This window comes from Agaribacterium sp. ZY112 (assembly GCF_041346925.1).
Lineage (GTDB): Bacteria > Pseudomonadota > Gammaproteobacteria > Pseudomonadales > Cellvibrionaceae > Agaribacterium.
Genome location: NZ_CP166840.1, coordinates 880,863 through 898,822 on the forward strand (window position 1 = coordinate 880,863; position 17,960 = coordinate 898,822).

19 protein-coding genes are annotated in these 17,960 nt (G+C 44.1%); 9 read left to right on the top strand and 10 right to left on the bottom strand.

Annotated features, from left to right (window positions below; translation table 11 throughout):
• Positions 1 to 83: 83 nt before the first annotated feature.
• The 3 genes from AB1S55_RS03830 to AB1S55_RS03840 form a co-directional block, all read right to left on the bottom strand.
• A complete protein-coding gene (locus AB1S55_RS03830; protein WP_370980468.1) occupies positions 84 to 2,051 on the bottom strand; it encodes a DUF2075 domain-containing protein in 1,968 nt (655 codons plus the stop codon).
• The gene (locus AB1S55_RS03835) at positions 2,044 to 2,277 is read right to left on the bottom strand and encodes a helix-turn-helix domain-containing protein (protein WP_370980469.1); all 234 of its coding nucleotides are present in this window, start codon (positions 2,275 to 2,277) and stop codon (positions 2,044 to 2,046) included. Before AB1S55_RS03835 ends, AB1S55_RS03830 begins: the two co-directional genes overlap by 8 nt.
• Positions 2,278 to 2,692: 415 nt before the next feature.
• Positions 2,693 to 3,367 (bottom strand): hypothetical protein, encoded by a 675-nt coding sequence (locus AB1S55_RS03840; protein ID WP_370980470.1) that lies wholly within the window; start codon positions 3,365 to 3,367, stop codon positions 2,693 to 2,695.
• 197 nt (positions 3,368 to 3,564) lie between these two features.
• On the opposite strand from AB1S55_RS03840, the gene gmk reads away from it, so the two are divergent.
• From gmk to AB1S55_RS03865, 5 genes are all read left to right on the top strand, one after another.
• Positions 3,565 to 4,194 (top strand): guanylate kinase, encoded by a 630-nt coding sequence (gene gmk, locus AB1S55_RS03845; protein ID WP_370981563.1) that lies wholly within the window; start codon positions 3,565 to 3,567, stop codon positions 4,192 to 4,194.
• A 150-nt stretch (positions 4,195 to 4,344) separates the two neighbouring features.
• The gene (rpoZ, locus tag AB1S55_RS03850) at positions 4,345 to 4,626 is read left to right on the top strand and encodes a DNA-directed RNA polymerase subunit omega (RefSeq protein ID WP_370980471.1); all 282 of its coding nucleotides are present in this window, start codon (positions 4,345 to 4,347) and stop codon (positions 4,624 to 4,626) included.
• A 15-nt stretch (positions 4,627 to 4,641) separates the two neighbouring features.
• Positions 4,642 to 6,777: a bifunctional (p)ppGpp synthetase/guanosine-3',5'-bis(diphosphate) 3'-pyrophosphohydrolase gene (locus AB1S55_RS03855; protein WP_370981564.1), complete on the top strand. Its 2,136-nt coding sequence runs from the start codon at positions 4,642 to 4,644 to the stop codon at positions 6,775 to 6,777.
• Positions 6,778 to 6,803: 26 nt separating this feature from the next.
• Positions 6,804 to 7,187, top strand: coding sequence for a RidA family protein (locus tag AB1S55_RS03860; protein ID WP_370980472.1), 384 nt, complete (start codon positions 6,804 to 6,806; stop codon positions 7,185 to 7,187).
• A 9-nt stretch (positions 7,188 to 7,196) separates the two neighbouring features.
• Positions 7,197 to 8,954 carry an SLC13 family permease gene (locus tag AB1S55_RS03865; RefSeq protein WP_370980473.1) on the top strand — a complete coding sequence of 586 codons (1,758 nt, stop codon included), beginning with the start codon at positions 7,197 to 7,199 and terminating at the stop codon, positions 8,952 to 8,954.
• Between the two features lie 15 nt (positions 8,955 to 8,969).
• Here the strand turns inward: AB1S55_RS03865 and AB1S55_RS03870 are convergent, their stop codons facing one another.
• The 5 genes from AB1S55_RS03870 to AB1S55_RS03890 form a co-directional block, all read right to left on the bottom strand.
• Entirely contained in the window at positions 8,970 to 9,281 is a 312-nt protein-coding gene (locus AB1S55_RS03870; protein WP_370980474.1) for a DUF1244 domain-containing protein, read from the bottom strand.
• Positions 9,282 to 9,286: 5 nt separating this feature from the next.
• Positions 9,287 to 9,949, bottom strand: coding sequence for an SDR family oxidoreductase (locus AB1S55_RS03875; RefSeq protein WP_370980475.1), 663 nt, complete (start codon positions 9,947 to 9,949; stop codon positions 9,287 to 9,289).
• Between the two features lie 29 nt (positions 9,950 to 9,978).
• Positions 9,979 to 10,410, bottom strand: a complete 432-nt coding sequence (locus AB1S55_RS03880) for an MAPEG family protein (RefSeq protein ID WP_370980476.1) — start codon at positions 10,408 to 10,410, stop codon at positions 9,979 to 9,981.
• Entirely contained in the window at positions 10,411 to 11,049 is a 639-nt protein-coding gene (rrtA, locus tag AB1S55_RS03885; protein WP_370980477.1) for a rhombosortase, read from the bottom strand.
• Between the two features lie 75 nt (positions 11,050 to 11,124).
• Entirely contained in the window at positions 11,125 to 12,312 is a 1,188-nt protein-coding gene (locus AB1S55_RS03890; RefSeq protein WP_370980478.1) for an MFS transporter, read from the bottom strand.
• A gap of 59 nt (positions 12,313 to 12,371) precedes the next feature.
• On the opposite strand from AB1S55_RS03890, the gene AB1S55_RS03895 reads away from it, so the two are divergent.
• Complete coding sequence (locus AB1S55_RS03895) at positions 12,372 to 13,037, top strand: DUF4919 domain-containing protein (RefSeq protein ID WP_370980479.1); 666 nt, start codon at positions 12,372 to 12,374, stop codon at positions 13,035 to 13,037.
• Positions 13,038 to 13,053: 16 nt separating this feature from the next.
• Here AB1S55_RS03895 and AB1S55_RS03900 read toward each other — a convergent pair whose 3' ends face one another.
• Positions 13,054 to 13,773: a 4'-phosphopantetheinyl transferase superfamily protein gene (locus tag AB1S55_RS03900; protein ID WP_370980480.1), complete on the bottom strand. Its 720-nt coding sequence runs from the start codon at positions 13,771 to 13,773 to the stop codon at positions 13,054 to 13,056.
• 109 nt (positions 13,774 to 13,882) lie between these two features.
• On the opposite strand from AB1S55_RS03900, the gene AB1S55_RS03905 reads away from it, so the two are divergent.
• The 3 genes from AB1S55_RS03905 to AB1S55_RS03915 all read left to right on the top strand — a co-directional run bounded on the left by AB1S55_RS03905 (position 13,883) and on the right by AB1S55_RS03915 (position 16,035).
• The gene (locus AB1S55_RS03905; RefSeq protein WP_370980481.1) at positions 13,883 to 14,803 is read left to right on the top strand and encodes a VOC family protein; all 921 of its coding nucleotides are present in this window, start codon (positions 13,883 to 13,885) and stop codon (positions 14,801 to 14,803) included.
• Between the two features lies 1 nt (position 14,804).
• On the top strand, positions 14,805 to 15,002 hold the full coding sequence (locus AB1S55_RS03910; RefSeq protein WP_370980482.1) for a hypothetical protein: 198 nt from the start codon (positions 14,805 to 14,807) through the stop codon (positions 15,000 to 15,002).
• A 265-nt stretch (positions 15,003 to 15,267) separates the two neighbouring features.
• Complete coding sequence (locus AB1S55_RS03915; RefSeq protein ID WP_370980483.1) at positions 15,268 to 16,035, top strand: putative porin; 768 nt, start codon at positions 15,268 to 15,270, stop codon at positions 16,033 to 16,035.
• Between the two features lie 79 nt (positions 16,036 to 16,114).
• On the opposite strand, the gene AB1S55_RS03920 is transcribed toward AB1S55_RS03915, so the two are convergent.
• Positions 16,115 to 17,887 carry a GGDEF domain-containing protein gene (locus tag AB1S55_RS03920; RefSeq protein ID WP_370980484.1) on the bottom strand — a complete coding sequence of 591 codons (1,773 nt, stop codon included), beginning with the start codon at positions 17,885 to 17,887 and terminating at the stop codon, positions 16,115 to 16,117.
• Positions 17,888 to 17,960: the final 73 nt, after the last annotated feature.

Sequence of the window (17,960 nt, forward strand, 5' to 3'; positions counted from 1 at the left end):
AGGCCGCCATTGACTAGTGATGTTGATACGACCAGATAGTTTTCGTACTTGAATCCAAACGTAGAAAATAGCGCTCTATATACTCAGGGCTTACTTACCTCTAGCTCAGCAATACCGCATGAACGAAGATAAGCGTATGTTTCATCATAAAATTCTGGCTGCCGAGTAAGATCACTTTCATCACCCTTCGGTACAAAAATTACAAAACCCTGCCGCGCCCTTGTAAGTAAAACTCGGTAGGCGTTCTCCAGGTACATCTTTTTCTCTTCGCTACGTCGCTGATTCCATTTCGAACCTTTGAACTCCCAATGCTCAAAGCGGTTATTTTTATAGCGATAGTCCCCATCCCAACCAACGATGGTCCAATCTAGCTCCAAACCTTGCACATCAAATTCGCTCGCAGCCTCCTCCAAGGCATGGCTACTCCTCACATCGCCCCTTGGGCATAAAAACCAATTCACTGGGTCGAGACCATCTGGGCAATAAAAGTTTTCAGCCCGAAGACGCTTAGCACTTGAGCAAGCAAGCATGCCTTTACTCTCATTTAACTTAGCTTTGAAATTCAACCAAGCTTTTGCAGCTGATAGATCTCGTGTTACATAAATTGGATATTTATCCTGTAACAAACCGTAGAGCTCTTTTGCTCGTACTGCGTTGTTATGCACCAACTCATGGATAAAGCTAGAAACAATATTCGATCGAAATGAACGTATTGATGTACTCAGGTGCAGTTCAGGCTTGGCAAGCCAGCGACCCTCTTCTTCCGGAAACTCTACAACCGTTCCACAAAATTCACTTTTGCGCAGCTGCTCAGGGAAATGAACTTCCCATTCTTCAAACTGCTTTAAAGCTTCAACCCAGCCTAATAATCCAGCTTCACCTTTATTAATCTCCTGACCGCCGCCAATTAAAGCAACGATCACACACCAGCTATCATGCCTATCCATTACGCTAACTAAGAATTCTGGTTCTGACTGATCAAAACCCTCTACATTCTTTTTAGTTCGCATAAATTGAGAGGTGTTTTTCCTATCCCAAGCACGCTGAGCTTCGTCGAAAATAACCACCTTATCAGCAGGTGCGATATCTTCTCCTAAATATTCATCTCTAAAGTGATGCACGTTTTGTACGTGAGTTTTTGCTTCGCGCAGCGCATCATCTTTTCTCAGCTTTAGAATTCGTGACTTCTTATCTCGCGCCAGCGCTTCTTGAAGAATCTTAACTAAAGGTCCATTTCCTGAAAGATAGACGCCTAGTTCATTCTTATCCTTGGAGTGCGTCGCTATATCTAAACCTACAAGCGTTTTACCGGCACCGGGAACCCCAGTCACAAAACAAATAGCTTTTTTGTTTTTTATTCGGCATCGGTGAACGATCTTTCGAATTTCAGCGGAGGTAACAGCCAAATTGCTAGCTCCCGCTTCCGAACGGGAAATCTCATCAACGCTGTGATCGGCGTATAAGGCCTGCGCAGCCTCGATAATAGTTGGAGTAGGTTCGTAAGCTGATTTCAGCCATTTATCATGGTGAATAGATAGCGCGTCTACAGTTTTTAGACTATTGAGAATAAATTCCGCTAGATCCTCACCATTCGTACATAGCAAGTTTGCGACTCCATCCTTCAAAATTGATGAAGTCGACCGACCAGAATTATTTACAGATGTTGAGATCAGTACAGGAAAAATAGGAAGCTCATGAGAACCGCGATGAAAACTCTTGAGATCTAGGGCATAACTCTCGGCTTGATACCTGTCAGCAGCACTGAAGCCGTTCGAGCCAACTTTAAACTCCAAACAAAAAACATGAGCTTCAATAAACAGAACAACATCAACACGCCTCCCCATTCTAGGAATCAAAAATTCAAAGTGTAGGTGGCCAGAAGGAAGTAAAGGCAGTATCTCACGCAATAACCTGCACTGCTCTAACCATGCATTTCGCTGCTGAAACACAATCTCTTGATGATGTACGGAGGTGATTTCCCCGATAACGTGCTCATCAGTAAGAGCTAAAAACTCTTCAAAACTACTATAAAAGTAACTGCGCCTAGCCATGACGCGAATTTTCCGAGAAGTCGACAAGCTCAGGAAGAGTTAACTCAAGAGCTTGAGCTATCTTCACAAGGTTTAATAAGCTGAGGTTTCTTAAACCTCTCTCAACACCACTGACATAGGTACGATCGAGCCCAGCTTTTAGCGCCAACTGCTCTTGACTCAAACCTGCCGCCAAACGCAGTGACCTCAAATGAGCCCCAAAGTCTTCTAGAATTTGCTCTTCCATACAAAGCCCTTAATTTTCTTAGGCTTTATACTCCGGACTTTGATGCCTTTGAGTCTACGGACTATAAGTCACATGTTTAGACTAGGTTTTCATAACGGTTATAAATATTTTGCCGATCGCTTTGGCAGTTTTTTGAACGCCGCACTAGCCCTAATTGCTCGAGCTTTGCACAACGAGAACGGTGCAATAGGCCTGGATATGTAAAAATTTCACCGAAAACTATGCATGTCCAGAACCTTACATATAGTTTTCCAAGCTATTTATACCTACTGATGTTAGGAGCTCTGTTCCACTCCTGGTTCAACTGATGACACATTTCATTATTCAGCTCTATGGACACTATGATGTCCATTAGTGGTAGATTCGCCCCTATTTGGACATTATTGTGTCCAAATAGGGGCGAATTTCATTCAATTCACACCACAGTCAAAGCAACTTCTTTTCTATGCGGATTGGCAAAAGCCTTATCTCCCTCCCCCAAACCCTGAGCAAAACGATAGAGGCTATCGTCTAAAAATCGGGCGAGGGGTATAGGTGTTTGCTCATCGCTGTTCGCTGAGCGAGATTCAATATTAATATGCCCAAGTAGATTCCAAACGTGATTGGCACTTAGGCGATCTACTCGGAATTTGTCACAGAAACTGTTTATCCAGCGCTTAATCAGCTCTATCTGCTCACTTAATTGCTCGTCGTGGTTTAACCAACAATTGGCCTGTTTCTGTTCGACAAAGCGCTGTTGAATCAATTCTATATCGCTCTGCTCATTAACAAATTGGGTACGCCCCAAGTGCAGTACGAGCTGATCCCACCAGAGCTGGTGGAAATCACTTTGCAGCTGCTGCCAGCTTGGTAGTGTTTGTTGATAAGGCAGTATTAACGCGAAATGACTATACGCTTCAACTGCGATGACGATGTGCTCGCGAAACAGACCCACTTTGCGCTGGCTTAGATCAAATTGCCAACTGAGTAAGCTGCTGTGAGTATGGATCTTTTCGGCCCCAGAAAGCCCCCCTCGACTTGAAGGCATGGGTGCTAATTTAAGCCCACAGGCTTGCGCTAACTCGGGGCTAATACTGTATTCGCGTTTCATAGTATTCAAAGCAAAAAGCACATTATGCGGGCCTAAATTGTTTAAGATTTAGAGCTAGAACAAGTGCCTCGCCTTCTTTGACTTAGACCGGTGGCGTTTACAGAGGTAAGCACAAAGCTTTAAACTTCGGCCAACGCCATTGGGCATATGCTCAATACGCACCTTGTATCGCCAACCATACGCTCTAGCTATAAATGATGTCTAATTCCACGCTCGGCACTTTGTATACCGTCAGCGCGCCTTCCGGCGCAGGTAAAACTTCCCTACTTAAAGCTCTTATCGACAAAGAAGCGGGGCTGGTTGTCAGTGTTTCTCACACAACCCGCAAGATGCGCCCCGGCGAAGAAGATGCTGTGAATTACCATTTTGTTGAGCATCAAGAGTTTGAGCAGATGATTGCCGCTAACGCTTTCCTCGAACACGCCAAGGTGTTTTCCAATTATTACGGCACAAGCAAAGAAGCTGTTGAACGCTTGCTTGCTGGCGGTGACGATGTGATCTTGGAAATCGACTGGCAAGGTGCCGCACAAGTTCGCGAAGCCTACCCATCTACCGTCAGTATTTTTGTTTTACCACCCTCGACTGACGCCTTGCGCGAGCGCTTAACAGGTCGCGGCCAAGATGATGATGAGACCATTAACAAACGCATGGCCGAAGCAGTCAGCGAAAGCTCTCATTACGGCGAGGCTCATTATTTGGTCATTAACGATGACTTCGATGTGGCTCTAAACGAGCTGGCCTGCATTATTCACAGCCAGCGCTTGAAGCTAGAAAAACAGCAAAACCGCCATCAAGATTTACTAAAATCACTCTGTGCTGACATATAAGTCGCTTTTTCGTTAAAAAAAAGCGCCACATTAGGCCAGAATGCCTAGAGATCTATTGTTCTAGAGTGTTAGTTTTCGTACAATTTATCCCCTTTTGCTTCGTACGCTCTGTGCGGGGCTCGTAAGTTAAGCAAAGTATCTGGAAGAACCATGGCTCGAATTACTGTAGAAGATTGCCTGCAATACGTAGACAACCGCTTTGAACTCGTACTTTTAGGCAGCCGCCGCGCTCGCCAAATCGCGGTTATGGGCAAAGAACCTATGGTCCCTGTCGACAACGACAAGCCGACCGTTATCGCTCTACGCGAAATTGAAGAAGGCCTTATCGACAATGCTGTGCTCGCAGAAGCGGAAGCAGAAGATGAAGGTTTTGATGAACTACTTAATTTGGACGCCGCTGAAGGCGAGCAGCCTGCTGCTCCAGAACTCTAAGTAGCTATCTATATGATGGAAGCCCCGAATCGCACGATTAGCATTGATAATTTTGCGCACGGGCTTAGCTCATATCTTGAGCCCGCTCAGATCCTTAAGGTCAAGCGGGCTTATTATTACGCCGAACAAGCTCATCTAGGGCAGTTTAGGCGCAGCGGTGAAGCCTACATCACCCACCCCTTAGAAGTCGCCAATATCCTCGCTAGCATTCATATGGACCATCAAACCTTGATGGCCGCAATGTTGCACGATGTCATTGAAGACTGCGGTATAGGCAAAGATGCCATTCAACAGCAATTTGGTCGTACCGTTGCTGATCTGGTTGACGGCGTCAGTAAACTCGCCAAAATCGAATACGAAACCCAGGCTGAAAAACAAGCCGAAAACTTTCAAAAAATGGCCTTAGCCATGGCGAAAGATTTACGCGTTGTTGTTATTAAGTTGGGTGACCGCCTGCACAATATGCGCACTCTGGGCGTAATGCCCCCAGAAAAAAAGCGCCGCATTGCTAAAGAAACCTTAGAAATCTATTCCCCGATTGCTCAACGCCTGGGCATGAATGACTGGCGAGTAGAGTTTGAAGATCAGTGTTTCAAAGCCATGCACCCTTTGCGCAGTGCACGCCTGCAAGCCTCATTGAATCAAGTTCGCGGCAACCGCCGTTCTATTGTCGAAAAGATTCAACTTGCTCTCGAAGAGCGCCTGCAGCGCCAACAAATAGAAGGTTTAGTAATAGGCCGCGAAAAGCACTTGTACAGCATCTATTCAAAGATGCGCAGCAAGCATAAAAGCTTTAAAGAGATCATGGATGTCTTTGCTTTTCGCATTATCGTTGATGAAATCGATACCTGTTATCGCACCTTGGGTGTGATCCACAATTTATATAAACCTATTCCTGGGGAATTTAAAGACTATATTGCCATCCCCAAGGTTAACGGCTATCAAAGTTTGCACACCGTGGTTATCGGTAAACACGGTGTGCCCATTGAGGTGCAAATTCGCACCAAAGAAATGGATGAGCTCGCAAGCTCCGGGGTTGCCGCTCACTGGCTCTACAAAGCAAATGAGATAGACAGCTCTGCCGTTGCTAACTTTGATCGAGCCAACCGCTGGATCAAACGCTTAATGGAAATTAAGCAGCACACCAATACCTCTTTAGAATTTGTTGAAAATGTAAAAATCGATCTCTTTAAAGATGAGGTTTATATTTTCACACCTAAGGGCGCAATTATTGAGTTGCCAACCGGTTCTACCGCTGTCGACTTTGCCTATGCCGTACATACCGATGTCGGTAATAGCTGTGTCGCTTGTCGAATTAATGACAGACCTGCGCCACTTAGTCAGCGTTTAGAAAGCGGACAAAAAATTAAAATCATCACCAGTGAACGCAGCCAGCCTAATCCAAGTTGGTTAAATTTTGTTGTTACTGCAAAAGCTCGCTCCGCTATACGTCACTACTTAAAAAATCAGCGCCACACGGAAAGCCTTGAGCTTGGTAAGCGTATGATTGAACGCGCCTTAAGCCATGCCGACTATGATTTTGCAGAACTTAAAGAAGAGCAACTGCAGCTACTCTTGCAACATACGAATGTTGAAACCGTTGATGACCTTTTTGAAGCAATAGGTTTAGGTAAAGTTAATGCTGCCACAGCCATTCAAGCTCTAGCTCCTGAAGCTCAAGTGGAAGGTGGTGCGCCAATTACTATTGATCGAGCCGACGGCGTGCTTATTAGTTTCGCTCGCTGCTGCTGCCCTATCCCAGGCGACCCTATTATTGGCCACTTAAGTGCCGATAAAGGCATTGTTGTGCATCGCACCAATTGCAACAATGTTAGAGACTTACGCAGTAAAAAAGAAAATATCAGTGATACGCACTGGGCTCACACGATTGATGGTGAGTTTATGGCAGAGATTCGCGTAGAAGTTCTAAGTGAACGTGGAATTATCGCCACACTTGCGACCCGCCTTGCCAGTACAGGAACCAGTATTGAGCGTATTCAAGTTGATGAACGCGATGCTGAGCACAGCGTTATTAATTTAACCATCAGCGTTGAGAATCGTCTGCACCTTGCCAATATCATGCGTAAAGTTCGAACCATGAGCTCGGTCGAAAAAATATACCGAGTCAGAAATCACAAACGTTCTCGTTAGTTTTTGTCTTTTAATAAGGAAAGACCATGCCCAATAAAGCCATCATTCACAGTGATAATGCCCCAGAAGCCATCGGCACTTACAGCCAAGCGGTAAAAGTGGGCGATACCGTTTATTTAAGCGGCCAGATTCCTCTTATTGCAGAAACAATGACCTTGGTTGAAGGCGACTTTGCCGCGCAAGCTCATCAAGTATTTAAAAACTTAGCTTCTGTTTGCGAAGCTGCTAACGGCTCTTTACAAGACATTGTTAAATTAAATATTTATTTAACTGACCTTAGTAACTTCCCTATCGTTAACGAAGTTATGGGGCAGTATTTTGAGCAACCTTACCCTGCACGTGCAGCTATCGGCATCAACCAGCTTCCAAAAGATTCTTTAATCGAAGCTGACGGCATTATGGTTGTTTAAGACTCGATAATGGATGCCTTACTGACGCTGGCCGTACTCACATTTGTTTTACTGGCCTTAATCAGTAATAAAGTAGCCGCCGACCTTGTACTCATGGCAGCGGTTACTATTTTAATTTTAAGTGGTGTATTAAGCCCCGCAGAAGCCCTAACTGGTTTCGCCAACCCTGGGGTGATTACCATTGCCACTTTGTACGTGGTCGCCGCAGGCTTAATCGAAACAGGAGCCGTACAGTGGCTTGCCCACTATGTTCTCGGCCGGCCTAAAAGCTCAAGAAGTGCCCAGCAACGTTTAATACTGCCAACCGCCTTACTCAGTGCGTTCACCAATAACACCGCTGTAGTCGCTATGTTTACGCCGGCCATTCAAAATTGGGCCGAACAATTAAAAATCCCCCCCTCAAAACTTTTAATTCCACTGAGTTACGCGGCGATCATTGGCGGTACCTGTACCATTATCGGCACCAGTACCAATCTTATTGTTTACGGCCTATTACAGGAACATAACAACATTGAACTCGGGCTTTTTGATATTGCCTTGTTGGGCATCCCCTTGTGCCTTGGTTTTATTGTGTTTATGTATCTTTTTGGCCAGAAATTATTACCCAACCGCAACAACACATCAGAGCAAATTTCAGAAGTGCGCCAATACTGTGTCGCTTTTCGTGTTGAAAAAGGCCCTTTAATTGGCGCGCGTATACGCGATGCGGGTTTAAGACATTTACGCTCAGGCTTTTTAATTGAGCTACAACGCTCAAAGAAATTACACACCGCTATCGACCCAAGTTGGACCCTAGAAGAAAACGATATTTTACATTTTCTAGGCGGGCCTGAACTCGCACAGGAGCTCGGCAAAGTTATCGGGCTTAGACCTGCGCACGATGACTTTAGTGAACTCGATATTAAAAGTGATCAGCGCTGTTTAGTTGAAGTTGTATTAGGCCCCGAATTCCCTGGTCTTGGAAAAAGTGTTCGCGAAAGTCGTTTCCGAAGCCGCTTTAACGCCGCTATTTTGTCTATTAGTCGCAATGGTGAGCAATTACCGGGTAGCCTTGGCGAACAGCAATTTAAAGTTGGTGATACCTTATTACTTGAATGCGGTACAGAATTTGTTGATCAGTACCGCTTTCGTAAGGATTTTCTATTAGTTAGCCCCTTAAGCGACAGCGGCTTGCCAACCTTCACTAAGGTTCCTAGAGCTCTTGCCATTTTGAGCTGCATGATTTTATCTACCACCCTTGGTTTTACCAGCATATTGGAAAGCGTGCTGTTGGCAGCTGGAGCTATGCTCTTATTTCGCTGCGTAGGTGCAGCAAAAGCTCGAAGACAAATTGATTTACAAGTGATAGTGGTGATTGCCGCTAGCTTTGCACTCGGTGCCGCAATGAATAAAAGCGGCGCCGCTGACATGATTGCCGCAACGCTTATGCATGAGGCAATAGCATCACCCATGCTTGCCTTAGTGATGTTATATTTTTTGACGGTACTGTTCACCGAGTTAATGACAAACAATGCCGCTGCAGTGCTTATGTTTCCAATTGCCCAGAGTTTTTCACAGCAATTTGATGTCAGCATCCTACCCTTTGCCATTGTCTTAATGACCGCAGCATCGGCCAGCTTTATCACCCCATTAGGTTATCAAACCAACCTGATGGTTTATGGCCCTGGCCAATACCGCTACAGCGATTACGTAAAAATTGGTACGCCACTGAGTATTCTAATAGCACTAATTACACTTACTTTAGTGCCTTTAATTTGGTCTTTTTAAAAACCTAACGACAACTTAATCTTTAGGTTTATTCTGCTCAAAAGACGCTAGCTGTTCGGCACTTGCTTCTTTTTGATAAAGGGTCTTCCACTCGTTATAAGGCATGCCGTAAACACGCTCACGCGCGCTTTCTTTTTCTATCTCGCTGCCCAATTCTTTGGCTTCAGCTGCGTACCATTTACTCAGGCAGTTTCTGCAGAATCCGGCAAGATTCATCAGATCTATATTCTGAGCATCTTTACGCTCATCTAAATGTTTTAACAAGCGTCTAAATACTGCTGCTTCAATTTTCTCTTGTTGTTCTTTATTTAGTTCATCTACATTCATATTGATTACCAAGGTAAAGGCTCGCCGTTGCTGTGCCAAAAGCCGCCTGTGTTTTCTATGTTTAATTCGTCTATACGCTGACTTAGGCGTTGTGCTGCGGTTTGCGTATCGATATCGCCAGCAAAATTCACCATGTCTGTTTGCACAAAACCAGGATGTAATAATGCAACCGAAATACCTTTCTGACGCAAGTCTAACGCTAAAGATTTAGCTCCAGCATTGAGCGCGGCCTTGCTCATTCGATAACCGTAATAGGCACCACTGCCATTATCTTCAATCGAACCCATACGACTGGTGATCATTGCTATTTTAGACCCCGCCTGCAAACAGGGACTAAGAGCAGAACTCAAGCGTATTGGAGCCAAAGCATTAACTAGAAATTGCTGTTCCATGCTTGACTCTGAAACCTGATCCAAGTTCTCACTAAAAAGAATACCCGCATTATTTATTAATAAATCTATCTTTGTCGCAGATAAGGTATCCGCTACCTGTTTAATAGAGTAGGAATCAGAAAGGTCAACATCTTCAATAACTCGATCGGCACATAGACTTAGTTCACTGCTTGTGCGTCTTACCAAAGCAATGACACGCCAATCTTGCGCCTTATACGTTTGCGCCAACGCCAAGCCAATACCGCGATTAGCGCCAGTAATCACCAAAGTACTCATATATCCCCCTAAGATTTACATTCAGAAAGTTATAGCAATAACGCCAGCCATATTAAGAGCACTAGGTTACAAATAAAGCCAATACCAAAAAAGTAGGATCTTGGGCTCGGGTTCTTTTCTGTTGCTATCGCGTAATACAGCACCATGTGAACAATGCGAGCCAAAGCATAAATCCAAGCCAGCCAAGCTAATGTGATAGCCGCCATACCTAGGTTCATAGCTAGGACAATACAGGCAATCATGATCAGGCTATTCTCTAAGCTATTGCGAAAACAGCGATCGGATCGAAAAACAAAACTCGAGTGGCTCAAATTAGGATCAACAATACCCGGTATATAACTCGCCTGCCTTCTATGAGCAACCATGGCTACCAAGCTTTGGATGAACATAGTAAGTAGAATCAGCCAAAGCGCGGCCAAGCTTGCATGGTAGTTTTCTAATAAACCTGAAAATTTCATCATTTACTCCTTGTTTTCTTCTTCCTTATTTATCTTAGACATCGTAAAAAGAGCACGATATAAATAAATGCTAGCAGCAATAAAGTTCCCGCATATCAAACCAATTAGGTGAGACGACGCAACAACATTACCACCTATAAACTCTTTCATTTCACTAGGCTCAAAATCATCTCCCTGTTGAGATACAACTTTGTAAACTAATACCGCATAAATTAATAAGTAGATAAGTGGCTGTTGGCGGCATTGCAGCAGTAATTGCTGAGCAATTAGACCATAAAGCAAGCCGCTGAGACCAACATAGTTAACTAAATTAGGGTCAAACCAGTACAAACCAAGGCCAACACCAAGGCCGATCAATACTATGCTTGCATACCATTGTTTCCAGCCAGCTGAAGCTTGAAATAAGATGGCCGCAAGAACATACACACTTAAATTCATTAGCATGTGATTAACATTTAAGTGCATTAAATTAGCGCTTAATAAACGCCACCACTGTCCGGCATCGATGGCTTGTCTGTCCCAGCTAAACCAAGGGTTAAGCTCTTGGTGAAAGACCCCCGCAACAAAAACGACTAGGACAACGATAAAGAGATCACTTAACTCTCTAAGGCGTTGCGCACTTAAACCTTGCTTATTACTCATAGTATTAGACGCTGCTCTTTTCAATATTCAACGTTAATTTATTAGCCACTTAGCTTAACCTATCTAATCTAGCAATTATCTTTCTACTGAACCCAAGCAAATATATTCATTACCGGGTTCTGGCTTCTTAGGAATAAAGCACGAAGCCACTAAGGACAAAACAGCTATCACCGCACCTGCTAAAAAAACGAGGCTATGATCATATACCCATAGAAGCCCCAGTAATGCCGGGATAAATACGGCTGCAATATGGTTTATGGTAAAACTAACACTCGAGGTTGCAGCGATATCTTCTTGATCCGCAATCTTTTGAAAATAAGTGCTCAAGGCGATGGCCAAGGCAAAGAACATATGATCAACAATATAAAGCACTGCAGCTATCGTGGAGTTTTCCACAAAGGCATAGCAAGTGAACACCACAATCAAACCGCTGTATTCAATTAGTAAAACAGGCCGCTCACCTAGACGACCAATAAAACGGCCTATGCGCCTAGCGAAAAACAAGTTAAACAAGTAGTTAACAATAAACAGCGCACTAATATCAGCCACGCTATAGCCAAACTTTTCTACCATCAAAAAGCCAGCAAAGACTACAAATATCTGACGTCGTGCACCACTTAGAAAAACCAATAAGTAATACAGGCCGTAGCGTTTCTTAAGAACAATTTTTTTATGCTGAGTTGTTTTTTCTTTAAACATTGGAAAGCTAGCCCAAAGCCATAAGCTAGCAATCAAACCCACACTACCAACAGCCGCATAAACCCAGACGTAATCAATGCTTAACTGCCCCATCAAAAGCCAAATAAGTGCATAAGCACCTAAAGCCCCCAAGGCTTTTATGCTGAGGGCCCGCCCCATAAATTCAGCTGTATCTTTTTTATCCAGCCACTGTAAGGTTAAACTTTTGTTGATGGTCTCATAATAATGAAAGCCAAGGCTCATTAAGACAGTGGTGAGGTATAAACCTAGGGCATTAGGAAAAAATCCCGTCAACAAGATACCAAGCATCATGACAACAAGGCTTAAGAGTGCAAAGCGTTGCTCTTTAATGATCAACAATAAAAAAATAGCGGTGAAAGCTAAGAAGCCTGGGATTTCTCTAAGGCTTTGCAAAATGCCAATTTCGACACCACTGAAATTGGCACGCTCAATAACAAAGTTATTCAGTAGCACCTGCCAGCTTGAAAAACCAAAAGCCATTAAAAAGACCATAGCCAATAATAGGTGTTGAGGCTTTTTTTGCAGCCGAACAGCATTTAACATAGCAGACTAACTCTGGGCTTAACTTGGGCCCGTATGCTAACACAGGCCAACCCTCTCTCATGAATAAGCTCTTTCAATCTTGCCTTTTTGCCCTGCCTCTCTTTTTGCTGTCTGCCTGTTCACAAACTCCGCACCAGGAAAGCCCGCAAGTAGCTAGTAGCCTTAACCCTTATGAGCAGCAGGTCGAGCTAAGTAAAGAGGCTTCTAATAAAGTTGATTACAGCTTAATGCGCCTTTCTTATAGTGAAACCGCTTTGTATAAACCTTGGGATAGCACTGAGCACGAAGCAGGGCTGGCTCTATTAGATGCCCAAGCGGAATCAAATTACCCCCTATGCCTCGAGCTTTCTTCTGCCATTCTCGGCCAAAACTACACCAGCTTAATGGCGCACCTAGGTGCGTGGTCTTGTAATAAAGAGCTCGGTAACTACGAATTGGCTAACAAACATCGTAAAGTATTGCAGGGCCTGATTGAAAGTATTAGCGCTAGTGGTGATGGTTTAAGTGCTGAAACAGCGTTTATAGTAAACAGCGAGACAGAAATGCGTGACTATATTCAAATCCGAGGCCTGTTAATGTTTAGGCAGGATAGTCTAGTCAAAGGGGGCAAGCATTTACGCCACGCTTGGGCTACCGACCCACAAAAAGCCAGTGCAGTTATCGAGATGTATTTTGATATAAGTAGAGCCCTATTCAGCAAATTACCTAAACCAACCTTAATTTAGTTGGGACACTACAAGCTTAAGTAAGCGAATCGACTTTGATAAAGCCCTGCTGTCGCCATTCATAAAAAGTGGGTAGCAAAGGGCTCGGGCCAACAACACACAACTGCAATGCATCTTTTAAAGACTGAGTGATAAGAGATTTCTCTTCGAACTGAAACACTCCATCATGGCTCAGAGGCTCTGCCGTAGTGAACTGCTGCCGCAGCTGAAATATGCCGCTACCTTGCCATTTCACCAATGCTTCCATGGCAGTCCAATATCTAAAAAACCGCTGTTGTTGCACATCAGGGTCGCTGTTCACTATGTCTTTAGCGACCTGCTCGCTAAAAAAAGTCTGCGGCTTACGCCAAGGGCTGCCTTTTCTATCCCTGTCTTCAACATCTAAACCAATATTGTTATCTGATATTGCAAAAACAATCGCCTTATTACAGTGGCTTAAGCTGAAGTGCAGAGCATCCGAATTTTTAAGCAGAGGTTTGCCACCATCTTCTATATAAAAATCAACATCACAGGCCTGACACCTTAATTTTTTAGCTAGAGCCGTCTTTAATAAATACCGGGCTAATAAAAAGGTGTCCGCACTTTTTTTAGAGCGAAAGCGCTGATACCGATTGCGCTCCGCATGATCAAGACAAGCCTCTGCTTGTCGACGCTTAAGCTTAGAGTCAAGTAAGGCGAGACCTGGCTCACTTTCCGTAACACCTAAATAATAAATATAAATTGAACAGTTCAACATAACTATATGCTACCACGAGCTAATCAGCCTTAATCATTAAAGCGCCATTCTTACTTGTCACAACTGAGCTATTTGCTATTTAATGGGGACTGTCTATAAAGGAATGCTCATGTCATATTTTTTTCAGCGCTTGTTTATCTTGCTTAGCAGCTTTGCTTTAGCCTTGGTCCTTACCGCTTGTCAAAGCTATCAAGGCCAAATGCCCTCTATTAGCAATGCCACTGAAACACCTCGCTCACCGGGCAAAATCGTTTGGCACGACTTGCTAACCGATAAACCCGAGGAAACTCAAGCTTTCTATAGCACCCTGCTAGGTTGGCGCTTTGAAGCTGTGGATATATCTATTGGCTCACACAAGATGCCCTACAAGCTTATTTACAATAAAGACCGCTTAATCGGCGGTATGATTGACCAACGAACATTAAGGGCCAAGGTTGATATAAGCCAATGGGTCACGTTGATGTCCGTTGATGACATTGAAGCCTCTGTAGCAGCAGTACAAAAAAACGGTGGTCAGTTATTTGGAAAAGTCGCCGATCTGGGTGAGCGAGGGCATCTTGCTGTCATCCAAGATTCACAAGGTGCGATTAGTGCTCTACTGCAAACTCGCTACGGCGACCCAAGAGATACCGCCTTCCCTGCCGTTGGCGACTTTTTATGGAATGAGCTTTGGACTAAAGACTTAACTGCAGCGCAAAGCTTTTATCAAAACCTTACAGATTTCTCTGTTGAAGCGATAGAACAAGAGAAGAGCTACTTTAGCTTTAGCAGCCAAGACCATGCTCGCTTTGGTTTAATGGAAGTGCCCTTACCCAGCTTAGACCCTGTTTGGGTTAGTTATATCAGAGTCAAAGATGAAAACAGCTTACATGGCTTGTTAAAGCAAGTTGAAGCTCTTGGTGGTGAGATCCTTGTTAATGCCCAGCCTCGCTCTATTGGAGGCCATGTGGCTCTTATTCGTGATCCATCAGGTGCAGGCATTGCTCTGCAAACCTGGCCTAAAGCTAACTTAGCCGAGAAGGGAGAATAATATGCGTAAGATAAAGAAGCAGCTCAAGTTCGGCCTACTTATTTCCAGCAGCTTATTGTTAATGAGCTGCTCGCAACCGCAGGTTTACGGCAGCATTACCATGTCTAAAGGCTTCAATAGCTATAACGGCTACAACAGCCCTTATTATGGTGGTTCAGGTGGTTATGGCAGTGTCACAATTGGTGGACGCATCCGCTAATCGTCTAACGTATGTACAGCAAAAGTGAGAACTGCTTACATCTTGTTCAAAAAACAGGCAGTTTATTACCTCTCCTATAATTTTCACACAAATAGGCGATTTCTTTGCTCATTTGTTGACAACTCTGCGTTTCATTTAGTCTCAAACGATGTTAGATTTGGCCCAATTCGTTGCTGTACCCCCCCGCTGTGGTTGTGCCAACGGACAGTGAGTTCTAATTCGAATCGCGCAACAAAAATAAATATTAAATTGGAAGGACATTCTTATGAAGAAACTAGCATGGGCAACTATCCTTGCAGCAACTGCTTCTACCTCAGTTTTTGCAGGCGAATACCAAAGCCAAGTAGGCTTAGACCTCGGCCAAAACGAACGTGACACTAGCGCTACAGATACACTAAGGTCTAAACACGCGACTTTAGTTGGTACGTTCTACACTCGTAAAGTTGACACCTCTAAAGGACCTCTAGCTGAAGCAGCATTCCTAGATAAAGCAACTGATTTTACTGCTTATTACACTCGTAATGATGCTGATTCTGACGATGTTAATCTTGATGATAGCTATGGTATGTCTGGTCGTATTGTGAATGATGATGATTGGATTCTTGAGCTTGCTTACGACTACGACGATTCTGCAAATGTAGGTATTGGCATTGGTAAATACATTACTGATACATTAGATATTGTCTTTAGCTATACGGGCAATAAAGATGATGATGAACAAACCTTTGCTGCTAAAGTTCATGGCCTAAGCGGAAAGTTTGGTTATAACGCCTATTTTGCCTTCTTAGAACAGGAACAATATAGCGGTAACAAAGCTGCAGGTGACATTACTTACTATCTAAATGACAACCTTGGTTTTGGTTTTCAAGCTAATACCGAGTCTTTAGAAGAGATGAACCATACTGGTTACGGTCTATTTGCCGATTGGTTTGTTAAAGAAAATATTGAACTTAAGCTAAGCGCTGATCGTGTTGATCACGAAATGGAGCTTACTGAGTACAATTTAGTTCTTGGTGCAGCGATGCGTTTCTAAGCGAATACCTGCTTAGAAAAAAGGCGCTCCTAAGAGCGCCTTTTTTATTTCTAATGTTCTGAACAGAATATACATGCAATTATTCTCCTCCAGATTTGCTGGCATCAGGCTCGGCGACTTCGCAGCGATTTCTACCATCATTTTTGGCTTTATAGAGAGCTGCATCAGCCCTTTCAAAAGCCTTGTCGATAGCCTCATCCCGAGACAGTTCCGCAATACCTATACTAATGCTAATTTGCATAGGCTCACCTTTAAATTTTAATGCCGTACTCGCAACAAGCTTTCTTATTTTGTCCAAGAGAGTAAAAGCTGGCTCAGATGCGGTATTCGTTAGAAGAAGAACAAACTCTTCACCACCATAACGAGCAATAAAGTCTGTCGCCCTCAAGCGCTTGCTAATCAGAGAAGCGATGAGCTTAAGAACCTTATCACCGGCTTGGTGGCCATAGTTATCATTAACTTTTTTGAAGTGGTCGATATCACATACCGCAACTGTTAGTGGTAGGCCATCACGACCAAAACGCTGCCACTCTTGAAAAGCCCGTTCTGCATAAGCCTCACGGTTGGCAAGGCCGGTCAACGTATCATGGGTTGCTTTATGGCGCTGCTGCTCTAGAGCTTTTTTACTCGCTTCACTCTCCTTTTTAAAGTGCTCCACTTGCTCTGCAAGCTGCTGTAGCTGTTGCTCTAACTGATTGTGAGGCTGGGCTTGCCAGCGATTAAGAGCGGTGTGAATAAGCCCGAGCTGCTCTGTCACCTCATGCTTTAAGCGATCAAGGCCCTGATCAGAAGCAACACTGTTTCTCATGCGATCAACGCCTAACTGTACTTGTTCGGCAAATTCGGCTTGCTCGCCGTGACGCAACTTCTCACTTTCTAGGGCGCTGGCTAGTACCTCACCTATGCCGCCTAGTTCTTGTTTAATCTGATTGAGATAAAGCCCAAACTCATCATCGGCCTGTAAATAACGCAACATCAAAATATCGCGTATATCCTCTAGTGTCGCGGCCAAAACAAACCAATCCATCCCCCTTTTAATACGGTGGCGTACAATATCAATGCGATGGCGAATATTGGCATTGGGCTCAATATTATCAACAAGATTCGCTAGGGTATGATTAATTCTAGTGGCGACCTCTTCATAGCTGTCTTCATCTGCAGCCAATGTGCGGTTTAAGTGTTCTGGCTCACTATTTTTTTCAACAGCAGTGCTGCCATCAGGCTTTGGCTGCAAACCGGCTTCGACTTCCTGTCCTAAAGCTGAATGATCTTGGCTTTTATTTGAGCTAGAGCCTTGATCACTAGAACTATCTTGAGAGGGCTGCAGATTAATACTACGACCGCCTTTAATACGCTGCCACAGGCCAAGCTCCTCATTGCTTGCAGCTTCTAAGGCAAGTGCCTGTAATTTCGCAAGCTCTTCTAAAGCTGGTGCATATTGACGGTAGTTACTGAGGCGTTGTTCTAGAGCCTTGCTAAAGCTACTCAAACTTGCTTTAAGGTCAGTGGGTACTTGAAGATTTTGAAATTGGGCTAGTAGTAGCTGCATGGCAGAAGCAGCTTTTGTTGTTTCTTGAGCACGAGCCAGCTCAAAGGCATGGACACTCTGCTGCACCACTTCCAACTGCTCAGCTGCTTGTGAACCGGTCCCACCGCGCATTAATTCACGTAAACGCAATACTGAGCTATCGAGCTGAGCGTCCATGCCGGATGCCGCAGAGGCGAGTTTTAATAGTGTCTTTTTTAATAGCTCAGTTTGAAAACTCAGCTGTTTTTCTAAGCGCTCCTGCTCACCAAGAGCATGTAGGTACTTTTCTTTATACCTGTCTTTAACGTTATTAGCGCTGGCCATAAGCTACCTTGAATAAATTGAGCCCCTTCTCTAGTTCTAGCTCAAAATCAAGTTTCTGCCGTAGTAGTCAAAT

What these genes read in the sequence shown, in the direction of transcription:
- AB1S55_RS03830 (WP_370980468.1), bottom strand. Translation starts at nt 2,051, where the DNA reads ATGGCTAGGCGCAGTTACTTTTATAGTAGTTTTGAAGAGTTTTTAGCT.
- AB1S55_RS03835 (WP_370980469.1), bottom strand. Translation starts at nt 2,277, where the DNA reads ATGGAAGAGCAAATTCTAGAAGACTTTGGGGCTCATTTGAGGTCACTG.
- AB1S55_RS03840 (WP_370980470.1), bottom strand. Translation starts at nt 3,367, where the DNA reads ATGAAACGCGAATACAGTATTAGCCCCGAGTTAGCGCAAGCCTGTGGG.
- gmk (WP_370981563.1), top strand. Translation starts at nt 3,565, where the DNA reads ATGTCTAATTCCACGCTCGGCACTTTGTATACCGTCAGCGCGCCTTCC.
- rpoZ (WP_370980471.1), top strand. Translation starts at nt 4,345, where the DNA reads ATGGCTCGAATTACTGTAGAAGATTGCCTGCAATACGTAGACAACCGC.
- AB1S55_RS03855 (WP_370981564.1), top strand. Translation starts at nt 4,642, where the DNA reads ATGGAAGCCCCGAATCGCACGATTAGCATTGATAATTTTGCGCACGGG.
- AB1S55_RS03860 (WP_370980472.1), top strand. Translation starts at nt 6,804, where the DNA reads ATGCCCAATAAAGCCATCATTCACAGTGATAATGCCCCAGAAGCCATC.
- AB1S55_RS03865 (WP_370980473.1), top strand. Translation starts at nt 7,197, where the DNA reads ATGGATGCCTTACTGACGCTGGCCGTACTCACATTTGTTTTACTGGCC.
- AB1S55_RS03870 (WP_370980474.1), bottom strand. Translation starts at nt 9,281, where the DNA reads ATGAATGTAGATGAACTAAATAAAGAACAACAAGAGAAAATTGAAGCA.
- AB1S55_RS03875 (WP_370980475.1), bottom strand. Translation starts at nt 9,949, where the DNA reads ATGAGTACTTTGGTGATTACTGGCGCTAATCGCGGTATTGGCTTGGCG.
- AB1S55_RS03880 (WP_370980476.1), bottom strand. Translation starts at nt 10,410, where the DNA reads ATGATGAAATTTTCAGGTTTATTAGAAAACTACCATGCAAGCTTGGCC.
- rrtA (WP_370980477.1), bottom strand. Translation starts at nt 11,049, where the DNA reads ATGAGTAATAAGCAAGGTTTAAGTGCGCAACGCCTTAGAGAGTTAAGT.
- AB1S55_RS03890 (WP_370980478.1), bottom strand. Translation starts at nt 12,312, where the DNA reads ATGTTAAATGCTGTTCGGCTGCAAAAAAAGCCTCAACACCTATTATTG.
- AB1S55_RS03895 (WP_370980479.1), top strand. Translation starts at nt 12,372, where the DNA reads ATGAATAAGCTCTTTCAATCTTGCCTTTTTGCCCTGCCTCTCTTTTTG.
- AB1S55_RS03900 (WP_370980480.1), bottom strand. Translation starts at nt 13,773, where the DNA reads ATGTTGAACTGTTCAATTTATATTTATTATTTAGGTGTTACGGAAAGT.
- AB1S55_RS03905 (WP_370980481.1), top strand. Translation starts at nt 13,883, where the DNA reads ATGTCATATTTTTTTCAGCGCTTGTTTATCTTGCTTAGCAGCTTTGCT.
- AB1S55_RS03910 (WP_370980482.1), top strand. Translation starts at nt 14,805, where the DNA reads ATGCGTAAGATAAAGAAGCAGCTCAAGTTCGGCCTACTTATTTCCAGC.
- AB1S55_RS03915 (WP_370980483.1), top strand. Translation starts at nt 15,268, where the DNA reads ATGAAGAAACTAGCATGGGCAACTATCCTTGCAGCAACTGCTTCTACC.
- AB1S55_RS03920 (WP_370980484.1), bottom strand. Translation starts at nt 17,887, where the DNA reads ATGGCCAGCGCTAATAACGTTAAAGACAGGTATAAAGAAAAGTACCTA.